General features: G+C 66.0%; 13 protein-coding genes. 6 read left to right on the forward strand and 7 right to left on the reverse strand.

Going from position 1 to position 13527, the window contains the following annotated elements:
* Positions 1-34: 34 nt before the first annotated feature.
* A complete protein-coding gene (locus tag HZI36_RS20545; protein WP_179404505.1) occupies positions 35-1009 on the reverse strand; it encodes a LysR family transcriptional regulator in 975 nt (324 codons plus the stop codon).
* Between the two features lie 143 nt (positions 1010-1152).
* Here HZI36_RS20545 and HZI36_RS20550 point away from each other — a divergent pair, with 143 nt between their 5' ends.
* Positions 1153-2229, forward strand: coding sequence for a C45 family autoproteolytic acyltransferase/hydrolase (locus HZI36_RS20550; RefSeq protein WP_179404506.1), 1077 nt, complete (start codon positions 1153-1155; stop codon positions 2227-2229).
* A gap of 45 nt (positions 2230-2274) precedes the next feature.
* Here HZI36_RS20550 and HZI36_RS20555 read toward each other — a convergent pair whose 3' ends face one another.
* Together HZI36_RS20555 and HZI36_RS20560 are read right to left on the reverse strand one after the other, a co-directional pair.
* Positions 2275-2469 carry an oxidoreductase-like domain-containing protein gene (locus HZI36_RS20555; RefSeq protein ID WP_179404507.1) on the reverse strand — a complete coding sequence of 65 codons (195 nt, stop codon included), beginning with the start codon at positions 2467-2469 and terminating at the stop codon, positions 2275-2277.
* Positions 2470-2479: 10 nt separating this feature from the next.
* Positions 2480-3178 carry a Crp/Fnr family transcriptional regulator gene (locus HZI36_RS20560; protein WP_179404508.1) on the reverse strand — a complete coding sequence of 233 codons (699 nt, stop codon included), beginning with the start codon at positions 3176-3178 and terminating at the stop codon, positions 2480-2482.
* A 140-nt stretch (positions 3179-3318) separates the two neighbouring features.
* Here HZI36_RS20560 and HZI36_RS20565 point away from each other — a divergent pair, with 140 nt between their 5' ends.
* On the forward strand, positions 3319-4086 hold the full coding sequence (locus tag HZI36_RS20565) for a class II aldolase/adducin family protein (RefSeq protein ID WP_179404509.1): 768 nt from the start codon (positions 3319-3321) through the stop codon (positions 4084-4086).
* Positions 4087-4231: 145 nt separating this feature from the next.
* Entirely contained in the window at positions 4232-5281 is a 1050-nt protein-coding gene (locus HZI36_RS20570; protein ID WP_179404510.1) for a 2-dehydropantoate 2-reductase, read from the forward strand.
* 20 nt (positions 5282-5301) lie between these two features.
* On the opposite strand, the gene pstS is transcribed toward HZI36_RS20570, so the two are convergent.
* From pstS to HZI36_RS20585, 3 genes are all read right to left on the reverse strand, one after another.
* The gene (pstS, locus tag HZI36_RS20575) at positions 5302-6336 is read right to left on the reverse strand and encodes a phosphate ABC transporter substrate-binding protein PstS (protein WP_343050331.1); all 1035 of its coding nucleotides are present in this window, start codon (positions 6334-6336) and stop codon (positions 5302-5304) included.
* A gap of 82 nt (positions 6337-6418) precedes the next feature.
* Entirely contained in the window at positions 6419-8047 is a 1629-nt protein-coding gene (locus tag HZI36_RS20580) for an NADP-dependent glyceraldehyde-3-phosphate dehydrogenase (protein ID WP_179404511.1), read from the reverse strand.
* Between the two features lie 247 nt (positions 8048-8294).
* The gene (locus tag HZI36_RS20585; RefSeq protein WP_179404512.1) at positions 8295-9206 is read right to left on the reverse strand and encodes a LysR substrate-binding domain-containing protein; all 912 of its coding nucleotides are present in this window, start codon (positions 9204-9206) and stop codon (positions 8295-8297) included.
* Positions 9207-9361: 155 nt separating this feature from the next.
* On the opposite strand from HZI36_RS20585, the gene HZI36_RS20590 reads away from it, so the two are divergent.
* Positions 9362-10396 (forward strand): DUF1338 domain-containing protein, encoded by a 1035-nt coding sequence (locus HZI36_RS20590; RefSeq protein WP_179404513.1) that lies wholly within the window; start codon positions 9362-9364, stop codon positions 10394-10396.
* A 17-nt stretch (positions 10397-10413) separates the two neighbouring features.
* Here the strand turns inward: HZI36_RS20590 and HZI36_RS20595 are convergent, their stop codons facing one another.
* Positions 10414-11016, reverse strand: a complete 603-nt coding sequence (locus HZI36_RS20595; protein ID WP_246327155.1) for a hypothetical protein — start codon at positions 11014-11016, stop codon at positions 10414-10416.
* Positions 11017-11072: 56 nt separating this feature from the next.
* On the opposite strand from HZI36_RS20595, the gene HZI36_RS20600 reads away from it, so the two are divergent.
* Both HZI36_RS20600 and amaB read left to right on the forward strand, forming a co-directional pair.
* On the forward strand, positions 11073-11465 hold the full coding sequence (locus tag HZI36_RS20600) for a hypothetical protein (protein WP_179404514.1): 393 nt from the start codon (positions 11073-11075) through the stop codon (positions 11463-11465).
* Between the two features lie 516 nt (positions 11466-11981).
* On the forward strand, positions 11982-13481 hold the full coding sequence (amaB, locus tag HZI36_RS20605; RefSeq protein WP_179404515.1) for an L-piperidine-6-carboxylate dehydrogenase: 1500 nt from the start codon (positions 11982-11984) through the stop codon (positions 13479-13481).
* The last annotated feature ends 46 nt before the right edge of the window (positions 13482-13527 follow it).

Below are 13527 nucleotides of genomic sequence, written 5' to 3' on the forward strand. Positions count from 1 at the left end.
GCAGGGCTGCGCACTGCGCGCCCTGCCGTTTTTTTTATTCGTGATGCGCCGCCGACTCGGTGTGCGCGTCGGACAGCCCGCCGGGCGAACTCGCCGGCGCGACGTTCAGCCCGAGCGTCAGCAGATATTCGCGCAGATACTGAATGAACACGCGCACCTTGCGCGTGCTGCGGCGATGCGGCAGATACAGCACATGAATCCACGGCCCGAGCGCGCTTTCCTCGCGCATCAGCTCGGCCTTGATCTCGACCAGCTCGCCGCGCGCGAGATACGGCGCGACGCTCCAGTTCGGCGCGAACTGTAGCCCCTGGCCGTCGACGAGGCACGCGAGCAGGAAATCGTAGTTGCCGCTCGCGAGGCGCGGCACCGGCTGCTTGACGCGGATGCGCTCGCCGTCGCGCGCGACCCACCAGAAATGCCGGTTGATCAGCGGATGACGGAAGATCAGCCAGTCGTGCTCCGTGTAGTTCTCGTGCGTGACCTCGGCACCGCGGCGTTCGATATACGCGGGGCTCGCGCACAGCACGAGGCGGTTCTCGAGCAGCGGCTGCGCGATCACGCCGGGCAGGTCGGTCGTGCCGTCGGCGAGCGCGAGATCGTACGTGCCGTCCATCAGGTCGCTCTCGCTGAGCTCGATCTCGACGCGCACCTGCGGATGCTCGCGCATGAACCGGCAGCAGACGCGGCTCAGGAACGCCGGCCCGAACGCCGGTGACGCCGCGATCCGCAGGTTGCCGCGCAGCTCGCGCTGCAACTGCTCGACTTCCTCGCTCGCGACCTGCAGCTGCATCAACGCCTGACGCGCGCCTTCGAGATAGACGTGGCCGGCCTCCGTCAGCGCCATGCGCCGCGTGGTGCGCTCGAACAGCCGCGCGCCGAGTTCGACCTCGAGCTGCGTGACGCCCTTCGTCACGGCCGACGGCGTCTTGCCGAGATGCTCGGCCGCCCGGCTGAAGCCGCCGTACTCGGCCGTGGCGACGAACATCGTGAGGGCGGTCATCTTGTCCATGTGAATCTATTCCTGGCAGGCACAGAAGTTATGCAAAAACTGGGCACGATGGGGCGGCGCGGGTTCCATTACCCTTGTCGCCGCCCATCGAATTCGCGACGCACGTGTGCGTCGCCGGCCCGACTGAACAAGGAGACATTATCGTGAAGATTCATACCTTCGTGACCGACACACCGGATCCGCGCGCGCGCGGCCGCCTGATCGGCGAGCGCTGGGCGCGGGAGATCCAGCAGACGACGTCGCTGTACCTCGACTTCTTCCCGAAGCTCGGGCTCGACCCGCAGCGCGTGCGTGCGCTCGGAGAAGCGAGCCTCGCGTCGCTTGAAGCGTGGTGCCCGGGTCTCGCCGACGAAATCTACGCGATCGCCGACGGCGCGGCGCTGCCGCGCTGGCAGCTCGCGTGCCTGAACGCGCGCACCGAGATTCTCGCGATCGCGCCGCCGTCGGCCGAAGGCGAATGCTCGACCACGGTGTTCGCGCCGTCCGGCCCGAACGCGCCGCGCACGCTGCAGACGTGGGACTGGCACGACAGCCTCGCGCTGAACGGGCTGTTGCTGCAGCTCGTGACGCGCGGCGGCCTGACGGTGAAGCTGTTCACCGAGTTCGGGATGCCCGCGAAGATCGGCGTGAACAGCGCGGGGCTCGGGCTGCACTTCAACATCCTGCATCACGCGAGCGACGACGACAGCGCGGGCGTGCCGGTCCATGCGATCGCGCGGCGCGTGCTCGAGGAAGCGACGACCGTGCAGGAGGCGATCGAGCTTGCGCGCAGCGCGCGCGTCAGCGCATCGACGGTGCTGACCGTGTTCCAGCGCGACGACGCGACGCCGCGCGCCGCATGCATCGAGATGAGCCCGGCGGCGACGGCGGTCGTCGTCGCGCGCCCGGACGGCTGGCTGCTGCACACGAATCACTTCCTCGACCGCGCGCTGAGCGAAGGCGAATGCATGCCGGACAGCTCGACGACGCGCGAACGCTTCGCGCACCTGACCGATTCGGTGCCGGGGATGACGAGCGCGGACGTGCGCGCGCGCGCGCAGGCGCTGTGCGGCGCGGCAGGGGATCAGGCGGTGGTCTGCTTCCATCCGGATCCGGCGCTGCCCGATACGGAGCGCTGGGAGACGCTGCTGACGGTCGGCGTGGATACCGAGCGTTGCGCGCTCGAGTATGTGGCCGGGAATCCGGGCGATATGGCCAAGCACGGGTTCTCGCGGTTCTGACGGACGCGGCCGGCGTTGTGGCGGCCGGCATTGCCGGCCCGATGCTCAGCGCGCATGACGTGCTTCCCACGCGGCCAGCTTCGCCTCGTAGCGCTCCAGCGCTTCGTGGTACAGGTCGAATATGCACGGCGAACATCCGCTGCAGCAGCAATCCTCGAGGTCGGGCTGCGGCGGAGGCGTCGGGCGCGGATCGTCGGGCGGCCGATCCTGAGCGGGGGTAGGGGGGACGGTTCGAGCCATCTTGCGCCTGTCAGACATCACCGGCACTCGCCGCCCGCAACCGTTCGATATCCAGAATCGCGATCTCGCCGAATTTCAGGCTCACGATCCGCTCGCTTTCGAGCTGTTTGAGCAACTGATTCGTGGTCTGCCGCGACAGCGACACCATCGACGCGAGACTCTCCTGCGACAGCCGGATCCTGCTCTGCGTCGCATTGAGGCCGTCATACCCTTCGGCGATCATCAGCAGACGGCCGGCGACGCGCTGCGCGGCGGGCAGCAGCGTCAACGATTCGGCGTTCTTGAACGACAGCCGCAGGCGCTGCGCCATCAGCAGCGCAAAATCACGCCAGTAGCGCGGCGTCGCGTCCAGCAGACTCTGGAGGGCGGCTTCCGGCACGTGCAGGAACAGCGCCCGACTGACGGCGATCGCGTCATGCGGGCGCGGCAGCCCGTCGAACATCGAGATCTCCCCGACCCAGGCGGTCGGGCCCAGCACCGCGAGCAGCGCTTCCTTGCCGTCGGCGCCGACCGTGCCGACCGACAGCGCCCCTTCGAGCACCGCGTACAGGCCATAAGACGGATCGCCGCACCGGTACAACGCCTGTCCCTTTTCCAGCTGGAGCAGCGTCGCGCGGTTCACGAGGTCGTCCCGCAGCTCGACGGGCAGGCTGCGGAACCACGACGTCGATTCGAGTTGCGGACGATAGCGAAGCAGCCTGGATTCCATGAGCCTCTCGACCTGTCGGCTATCCGACAGATTCTACGCGGGAATCCCAGCATCATGCGTCAACGGCTGTCGCGGCGTGCATGCGCAGCGCGCCGCCGCGGTTTTTCCTGATGCTGAAACCCTTGATAAGGAGTATCGACGTGGCCTCTTCCGATGTCAGCCTGAAGCACGCAGTGTCCCCCGCCGAATGGGAAGCACGAGTCAACCTCGCGGCGGCATACCGTCTCGTCGCGCTGTTCGGCTGGGACGATCTCGTGTTCACCCATATTTCCGCGCGCGTGCCCGGCCCCGAGCACCATTTCCTGATCAACCCGTACGGGATGATGTTCGACGAGATCACCGCGTCGTCGCTGGTCAAGGTCGATCTCGACGGCCGCAAGGTGTCCGACTCGCCGTACGAGATCAACCCGGCCGGCTTCACGATCCACAGCGCGGTGCATGCGGCGCGCGACGATGCGCTCTGCGTGATGCATACGCATTCGGTCAACGGCGTCGCCGTGTCGGCGCAGGAAGGGGGCTTGCTGCCGCTTTCCCAGCAGTCGCTCGGCGTGCTCGCGTCGCTCGGCTATCACGACTACGAGGGCATCGCGCTCAACGAAGACGAGAAGCCCCGCGTCGTGCGCGATCTCGGCAGCAACACGTACCTGATGCTGCGCAATCACGGCCTGCTGACCGTCGGCGCGACGGCGGCCGACGCATTCGTCGCGATGTACTTCTTCGAAGCGTCGTGCATGATCCAGGTGCGTGCGCAAGCCGGCGGCTCGAAGCTCTCGCCGATCGCGCCGACGATCCTCGGCGGCATCAAGCAGCAGATCGCCGAGGTGACGCGGGGTGTCGGCGCCGGGAAGCTCGTGTGGCCGGGGCTGCTGCGCCGGCTCGACCGGCTGAACCCCGGCTACGCGGACTGACGCGCCGATCAACGATCGCAACGACTGCAACGACCGCAACGCGCGATACGCGCGATACGCGCACAGCGGGCGGCGCGAGCACGATGGGCCGGGCTCGCCGTCCGGCGCATCGACGGTGTCAACTGGCGGCTCATCGAGGCATGGAATGGCAAAGATCTGTATCTATGGCGCCGGCTCCGTCGGCTGCTACATCGGCGGGCGGCTGCTCGCCGGCGGAAGCGACGTCGGATTCGTCGCGCGCGAGCGCGTCGCCAATCAGCTGCGCACGCACGGGCTCACGCTGTCGCAGTTCGGCAACCGCGGCTGGTTCGTGCCGCACGAGCGCATCGACGTGTCGACGGACCCCGCCGCGGCCGCCGCCGCGGATCTGGTGCTCGTCACGGTCAAGTCCGCGGCGACGCAGACGGTCGCGGCGGAACTGGCCGGCGTGCTGCGTCCGGACACGATCGTGGTCAGCTTCCAGAACGGCGTCGGCAACGCCGACGTGTTGCGGGCCGCGTTGCCGCGCAACACGGTGCTGGAGGGCATGGTGCCGTTCAACGTCGTCGAAAGCGGCCCCGGCGCGTTTCACCAGGGCACGGCGGGCGAACTGGAGATCCGGCGCGTGCCGGGCTTGCAGCCGTTCGTCGGCGATTTCGACAGGGCGGGGCTGCCGCTGATCCAGCACGACGACATGCTGACGGTGCAGTGGGCGAAGCTGCTGCTCAACCTGAACAACGCGATCAACGCGCTGTCGAACCGGCCGCTGAAGGACGAGCTTTCGCAGCGCGCTTACCGCGTCTGCCTCGGCCTCGCGCAGAAGGAAGCGCTCGCGCTGCTGGCGCGCGCCGGCATCCGGCCGGCCCGTCTGACGCCGATTCCGCCCGCGTGGATGCCGCGCGTGCTCGCGATACCCGATGCGTGGTTCGCGCGGCTCGGCCGCGCGATGCTGACGATCGATCCGCTGGCGCGCTCGTCGATGTCCGATGACCTTGCGGCGGGGCGCGCGACGGAAATCGACTGGATCAACGGCGAAGTGGTGAAGCTCGCGCGGCGTGTCGGGCACGGCGCGCCGGTGAACGAGCGCCTTTGCGAGCTCGTGCGGCAGGCCGAGCGAAGCGACGTGCGTCCATCGTGGACGGGTGACGCGCTGTTGGCCGATCTGCGTGCCGCGGCGGGCGGGGCATCCGCGCGGGGCGCGCGGCTGCTGGCCTAGGGCGCGCGTGGCGCGGCGCGTCACCGATCGTCGTTCGTGTTCGTCGACCCCACTCGAACCTGCGCGTGCAATCGCTCGCGTATCTCCGTCAGCGCTTGCGCGGGGAGCGGAATATAGTCGAGCGCGATGGCCGCCTGATTGCCGTTCTCGTATATCCAGTCGAGAAACTTCAGCGTGGCGTCGCTGCGCTCCGGCTTGCCGCTGTCGGCGCGCAGCAGCACGTAGGTCGCACCGACGACGGGCCATGCATCGGAAGCCGGCTCATTGGTCAGAAACTGATCGTACGCGCCCGACCAGTCGGCGCTCGCCGCCGCGGCCTGGAAGGTTCTGGGCTCCGGTTCAACCGTGGCGCCGGCGGCGTTTTTCATCGCGACGTAGGCCAGATGATTCCGTTTCGTGAAGTCCCACGCGACGTAGCCGATCGCGCCCGGCACGTAGTGCACGAAAGTGGCGACGCCCTCGTTCCCGAGGCCGCCGAGTCCGCGCGGCCAATGCACCGCGCTGCCTTCGCCGACCGTGCCTTTCCAGTCGGCATTCACCTGAGCGAGGTAATGGGTCCAGATGCGCGTCGTGCCGGAGCCGTCCTGGCGACGCACCACGGCAATCGCGAGATCGGGCAGCTTGAGCCCGGGATTCAGCGCGGCGATCGCGGGCGCATTCCAGTTGACGATTTTCCCGAGATAGATGTCGCCGAGCACTTTGCCGGAGAGCGTCAGCTGGCCGGGCCGGATGTCGGGAATGTTGACGACGGGCACGACACCGCCAGTGATGGCCGGAAACTGGAGCAATCCGTTCTTCAGCAGGTCGACGTCCGTCAGCGGTTCGTCGGAACCGGCGAAGTCCACCTGGTTCGCGATGATCGCCTTGATGCCTTCCGTCGAACCGACGGCCCGGTACGTGACCTTGTCGCCGCCCGATTTTCGGTAAGCGTCGGCCCATTTTGCATAGAGCGGCGCGGCGAACGTGCTGCCCGCACCGGCGATGTCGGCGCCGGCGTTCGCGGTCGAACACAGAAAGCCGGCGAGGCCGGCAATCAGAAGCAGCACTTGTCTCACGATGACCTCGCTTGGGCTCTTTGAAGAAATCGTCGGACGATCCGTGACGACGGTCATCGAGCGGCGATACATTCTTTTTACTTCATAAAATGAACCCGGTATTGACGAACTTCGAGTAGTGTTCGGACACGATCGCATCGAGCAGCGCCTTGCTGCCGTCGGTTTGCTTGGCCGCGACCATCGACCGGATCGAGAACGCGCGCAGCGCATCGGTCACGGACAGCGTGCCTTCCGCCGAATCCTTGCGCCCAGCGAACGGGAACACGTCCGGCCCGCGCTGGCACTGGCAGTTGATGTTCACGCGGCACACCTGATTGACGAGCGGATCGACGAGCGCGCCGATCTGTTCCGGGTCCGAGCCGAAGATGCTGACCTGCTGGCCGTGGTCGGACGTCGTCACGTAATCGAGTGCGGTTTCGACGTCGTCGAACGGCGCGACCGGAATGATCGGCCCGAACTGTTCCTCGCGATACAGCTTCATGCCTTCCGACACCGGATAGACGACCGCCGGATAGAACAGCGTCTTGCAGAACACGCCGCCCGATTCGTTGACGACGCGCGCGCCCTTCGCTTTCGCGTCGTCGATCGCATCGGTCATGTACGCGGTGCGATGCATGCCGGGCAGCGGCGTGATTCCGACGCCTTTCTCCCAAGGCATTCCGATCTTCATCTTCGCGAGCTCCTCGGTGAAGCGCGCGAGGAAGCGCTCGACGATCGAGCGATGCACGAGCAGCATCTTCAGCGCGGTGCAGCGCTGCCCGTTGAACGACAGCGCGCCGAGCAGGCATTCCTTCACGGTCAGCTCGAGATCCGCGTCGGGCAACACGATCGCCGCGTTCTTCGCATCGAGGCCGAGGATCGCGCGCAGGCGGTGCGACTTCGGATGCTGTTTCTTCAGATGGTCGGCGACCTTGCTCGAGCCGATCAGCGCGAGCACGTTGATCTTGCCCGATGCGAGCATGTGCGGCACGACGACCGCGCCCGGCGCGTAGATCGTGTTGATCACGCCCTTCGGGAACGCGTCGCGGAATGCCTCGAGCAGCGGCTCGAACAGCAGCGTGCCGTACTGCGGCGGCTTGAACACGACGGTGTTGCCCATCAGCAGCGCGGGGATCAGCGTCGCGAACGTCTCGTTCAGCGGATAGTTGTACGGCCCCATGCACAGTACGACGCCGAGCGGCGTGCGGCGGATCTGGCCGATCGTGCCTTCCGCGATCACGAAGCGCGAGTTGCCGTTGTCGAGCTCCTTCAGCGCGTCGATCGTCTGCGTCATGTAGGTGACAGTGCGATCGAATTCCTTCGCGGAATCGGCAAGGCTCTTGCCGATCTCCCACATGATCAGGTTCACGACGAGCTCGCGCTGCGCGACCATCCGCCTGATGAAGTCCTGCATGCACGCGATCCGCTCGGCGACCTTCATCGTCGGCCATGCGCCGCGGCCGGCGTCGTACGCGCGCACCGCGGCGTCGAGCGCCGCGTCGCTCTCGGGCTCGCCCATCACCGGGTAGCTGCCGATCTCGAGCTGCTCGACGCTGCCGTCCGGCTGCCGCACGCAGACGGGCGACAGCACGGTCTTGCTCGCGCCGTCCCACGGCACCAGCTCGCCGTCGACGAGCGACACGCGTTGATGAATCGGCGCTTTCAGCCGGACCTCGGCCGGAATGTCCGACAAAGCCGGGAAGAGTTTCTGCAGGGAATCGGAATCGGGCATGACGACCTCGCTTGTCTGTAAGTGTCCGGGCGGCGCGGAATCTCCGTGGGCCTTCGATTCTGCGGCGTGATGATGACGCGCAGACGGCGGCGCGCGATGGGCCGGCATCTGCGAAATGCGGAATGGAACCAGTTCCATTAAAAAGGAATGCACGGGCGGATGCAAGCTCGAATGTTCGGGCAAGTGCTTACAACAATCGTGTGCCGCGCGCGGAAGATCGGGTGCGCGGCACGTCAGGCATCGGGCGTCAGGCGTCGGACGCTGGCCCTGCATACGCGCTCGCCTGCTCGAGCAGCCACGCGCGGAATCGTTCGAGCGGCTTGCCATGGCTGAGCTCGGTCGGGTACACGAAGTAGTACCCCCCGTCCTCGACCGCCGTCGCGTCGAACGGCGCAATCAGCCCGAGCTGCGCGAGCTGCCCGTCGACGAAGAACTTCGGCACGAGCGCGACGCCGAGCCCCGCGGCGGCCGCGCTGATCAGCATCGTGTGCAGCTCGTAGCGCACGCCGTGCATCGTCCGGTTGTCCTCGACGCCGTGCGCGTCGAACCATTGCGTCCACGCGCCGGGGCGTGTCGTCGAATGCAGCAGCGGGTACGCGAGCAGGTCGTCGACGCGCTCGACCGGCCCCGTCAGCAGCGACGGCGAGCAGATCGGCACGACTTCCTCGCCGAACAGATAATCCGCCGACGTGCCCGGCCACGTTGGTTTCCCGTAGTGGATCGCGGCCTCGAAGTGCGTGTCCTCGAACGAGAACATGTCGGTGCGGATTCCCATGTTCACGCGCACGTCCGGCGTGCGGTCGTTGAAATCCTTGATCCGCGGGATCAGCCAGTGCGACGCGAACGTCGGCAGCACCGCGAGCTCCAGGTAGCCGCCGCCGCTGCCGTGCGCGATGATCGACAGCGTGTCGCGGTCGAGCGACTCGAGCGCACGCCGCACCTGCGTGCCGTACAGCCTGCCGGCGCGCGTCAGCACCACGCGCTGCTTCACGCGCGCGAACAGCCGCACGCCGAGGCTTGCTTCGAGCGTCGCGATCTGCCGGGACACCGCGCTCTCGGTCAGAAACAGCTCCTTCGCCGCGAGCGTGAAGCTCTCGTGCCGGGACGCGGCCTCGAACGCCACCAGCGCGCCCATGTTCGGGATCTTGAATTTGCGCATGATCATTCCAAAAACTCATTACATGGCAATTTAATCTCGCTTTACGCGTACCGCAACCATTCGAATAATGCGTGCCAGGCAAGGCTGGCGATTCGTGCGCTGGCCTGTGCATTGCCGGCGATGGCGCCGGCGCGACTCACCAGACGAGAAATGCGATGCGTAATCCGAATATCGACACCCTGCTGACGCGCGTGCTCGGCCGCGCGAAGACCGACGCGCTGTTCGCGACGCTGACGATCCCCGCGCTGTTCGACGAATGGGAGCCCGGCGTCGTCACGCGCGCGGAGCTCGCGCAAGCGATGAACATGGCGCTGTTCGAAGGGCTGCTCGAGCGCTCGCCGAACGGCCGCGCGTATACGGACGACGCGATCGCGAACGGCGGCTCGGTCTACTTCGATCACGGTGCGCTGCGCACCGTGCGCTGGCCGCACAACGGCGCGTTGCCGCCGGGCGAGGCGGCGTTCACGCGGATTCTGCGTCCGCTCGGCTTCCGGCTGAACGGCCGCTATCCGCTCGACAAGCTCGGGATGACCGGCCGCGCCTATGCGCACGAGGACGCGCCGGACGAGATCGCGCAGTTCTTCGTGAGCGAACTGCATCCGGAGCGTTTCTCCGCCGAATTCCGGCAGGCGGTGACGAACGTGGTCGGATCGTCGCGCGATCCGCTGACGCCTGCCGCGGTCGGGCTGCTGTGGGAGATCGAGCGCGATGGCTGGCTGCCGCTCGATGCGGCGGCGGTACTGCTGCCGGTGGTCGTCGGCGCGTTCGCGCGCCAACACCACGTGCCGCGCGAAGCCGACTATGAGGTGCTGCTCGCCGAATCGGCCGAGATGGCGTGGATCGCGACCGAAGGCAATGCGTTCAATCATGCGACGGACCGTGTCGCCGATGTGTTCAGTCTGTCGGACGACGAAAAGGCGAAGGGCCGGCCGATGAAGCCCGACGTCGAGCGCTCGCGCTCGGGGCGGGTGTTCCAGACCGCGTATCGCGCGGACGTCGTCGAGCGCGAGTTCCGCACGCATGACGGCGCGCTCGTCACGCGCAGCGTGCCGGGCTCGTTCTACGAGTTCATCACGCGCAAGCGCACGTTCGATCAGGCCGCGCGCCGCTGGGTGACCGATCTGCGCTTCGATGCCGGCAACGCGCAGGGCATTTTCAAGATGACGGCGAACGAAGTGAAGACGGCGTGATGGGCGCGGGCGGTGCTTCACCGGGCCGCGATAGCGTGCAGCGCCAATGCGAACCCTATTGACATGGATAGGGCGATGACCGGGATCATGGAGACTAGGATGCCTGCGGTGCTATAGCCGAGGCTGGCTTTGGGCATCGCGCCCGATAGCGCATTGCCGCCGACCCAGATCGAATAGAACCACAGAGGCAGCACGAGCAGTGCAGGCACGCCGAGCGCGGTGACTGCGGCACTCCCGGTGTCGGCCACCAGTCCGGCGGCGGCGATCAGATTGAACAGATTGCCATGACCGTCCCAGCGCCCGCCGCGTTTCATCCACAGGCGCAGGATCAGAATGGACGCGAGGAACCCGATCCAGACGGTGACGAGGCCGAGCGACAACGCGAGCCACAGCGGAGCGGCGGGTACGCCGTGGTGCGCGGTAGTCATGGAGGGGGCCATTCCGTTCAGCAGGCCGATCATCGTTATCGCGAGCACGGACTGCCAGCGGGGAAAGTCGAATCGGTCGAACGGGAGCTCACGGAGCAGGAAAAGCCGTTGACCGTTGGTCACGATGGGGAGCCGGCCGAACCAGTATGGATTGGCGATGATGAGCAGCGGGAGAATCAGGGCGAGTTTCATTTGTGATGTGGCTTCGTCGGAAGCTGGGTGTTAGCCTGTTGGGTGAGCGTTACCATGTGAACCATCCCAAAAGACTGTTTGAAATCCACGTAAAAATACAAAAAATCCATAGCGACCAACAAAATAGAAGAAATTTATTATTGAATGAAAATACCGAGTTATATTCCCACATGGCACTCAATAGAGTGATGCTGGCGGTGAATGTGGGAAATGACTGCGAGCTCTTGAAGAAAATTGATAAAATAAAGATGACGCCCATCACAGCAGTCGCAGCCATCGCAATTTTTCTCTTGATGAGCGCCATGAAATTACCAGCCGTAGTGATCTGCGATTCCCTTCGCAGTTCCGCCGGCAACTGCGGCGTTAAACCTCCATACTACTGCCGCGGGCCCGGCCACAGCTCCAGCCGCTGCGCCGCCAATCGTGGATGCACCAAAGCCTGTCCATGACCACGGCGATCCCCCGATCCGGTTTTGCAAAAAATAACTTGCGGCGCCACCGGCTGCTCCAATTGCAGCCCCGACCGGCCCAAAAGCGCCACCGACTTGCTCCATCTCGTTAATTGTCAATTCATTCATTGTCAAATATCCTGGCAAAAACGAAGTTGGCATATAACTGCCTGTCAGTTATATGTTCGGCACCGAATTCGAATGGTATCGGGGATGCATGAGAATGCAATGCAAAATTTACCGAGATTTGATGTATAACAAATCAATGTCAAGATATTAATTCGAGATAGCAAATGCGCATTTTGCTTAAAATTTGAGCGCAATATCGTGGACGTTTCCCGGCCCAGAACTTCAAGCAACATCCCCACTTGATGCAAAATTCTCAACACCTTGTTCCGATATGTCGGTTGCCGCGCCAGCATTGACTGCGGACAATCTCGTCATCCCCGTCCGGCGCGGCACCTGCCGCCGACGGACCCTCCACGATCCCGAATCGAAAATCCTGAAGGCCATCCAGTGAAAGCATCCGACATCCTCTCCGAACTCGGCATCGCCCCTCTCGCGCAGACGGGCGACCTCGCGGTCCATTCGCCGATCGACGGCGCGCTCATCGGCCGCGTCGCGAGCGACACCGTCGAGCAGGCCGACGCGGCGCTCGCGCGCGCGCAGGCCGCGTTCACGGTCTGGCGCGACGTGCCCGCGCCGCGTCGCGGCGAGCTCGTGCGGATTCTCGGCAACAAACTGCGCGAGAAGAAGCGCGCGCTCGGTGCGCTGATCTCGCTCGAAACCGGCAAGATCCTGCAGGAAGGCCTCGGCGAAGTGCAGGAAATGATCGACATCTGCGATTTCGCGGTCGGCCTGTCGCGGCAGCTCTACGGCCTCACGATCGCATCCGAGCGCCCCGGCCACCGGATGGCCGAGACGTGGCATCCGATGGGCGTGTGCACCGTGATCTCCGCGTTCAACTTTCCGGCCGCCGTGTGGTCGTGGAACGCGGCGCTCGCGCTCGTCTGCGGCAACGCGGTGATCTGGAAGCCATCCGAGAAAACGCCGCTGACCGCGCTCGCCGCCGACCGGATCCTGCAGGACGCGCTGCGCGAATTCGGCGACGCGCCGGAAGGCCTGACCGCGCTCGTCAACGGCGGCCGCGACGTCGGCGCGAAGCTCGTCGCCGATCCGCGCTCGAGCATCGTCAGCGCGACCGGCAGCACCGAGATGGGCCGCACGGTCGGCGTCGAGGTCGCACGCCGCTTCGGCCGCTCGCTGCTCGAACTCGGCGGCAACAACGCCGGCATCGTCACCGGTTCCGCGGACATGGAGCTCGCGCTGCGCGGGATCGTGTTCTCCGCGGTCGGCACCGCGGGCCAGCGCTGCACGACGCTGCGCCGCCTGTTCGTGCATGAAAGCGTGTACGACAAGACCGTCGAGCGGCTGAAGGCGCTGTATTCGAAGGTCGCGATCGGCAATCCGCTCGAAGCGGGCGTGCTGATGGGGCCGCTGATCGACGAGGAATCGTTCGCACGGATGCAGGCCGCGCTGCGCCAGGCACGCGAAGAGGGCGGCGCCGTGCACGGCGGCGAGCGCCACGCCGTCGCGGGCCACGAGCGCGGTTTCTACGTGCGGCCGGCGATCGTCGAGATGCCGTCGCAGACGCCGGTCGTGCTGAAGGAAACGTTCGCGCCGATCCTCTACGTGCTGAAATATCGCGACCTGTCCGACGCGATCGCCGCGAACAATGCCGCGTCGCACGGGCTGTCGTCGTGCATCTTCACGACCGACATGCGCGAGAGCGAGCGCTTCCTGGCCGCATCGGGCAGCGACTGCGGGATCGCGAACGTGAACATCGGGCCGAGCGGCGCGGAGATCGGCGGCGCGTTCGGCGGCGAGAAGGAGACGGGCGGCGGCCGCGAGTCCGGCTCCGACGCGTGGAAGGCCTACATGCGCCGCGCGACGAACACCGTCAACTATTCGTCGGCGCTGCCGCTCGCGCAGGGGATCGACTTCAACCTCGGCTGAAGCCGGGCGCCGGCACCGCGTCGTCCGCGGCGCGGCCTTCGGGCCG

Origin of the sequence: Burkholderia guangdongensis, from assembly GCF_013403875.1 — a bacterium.
Taxonomy (GTDB): domain Bacteria; phylum Pseudomonadota; class Gammaproteobacteria; order Burkholderiales; family Burkholderiaceae; genus Burkholderia; species Burkholderia guangdongensis.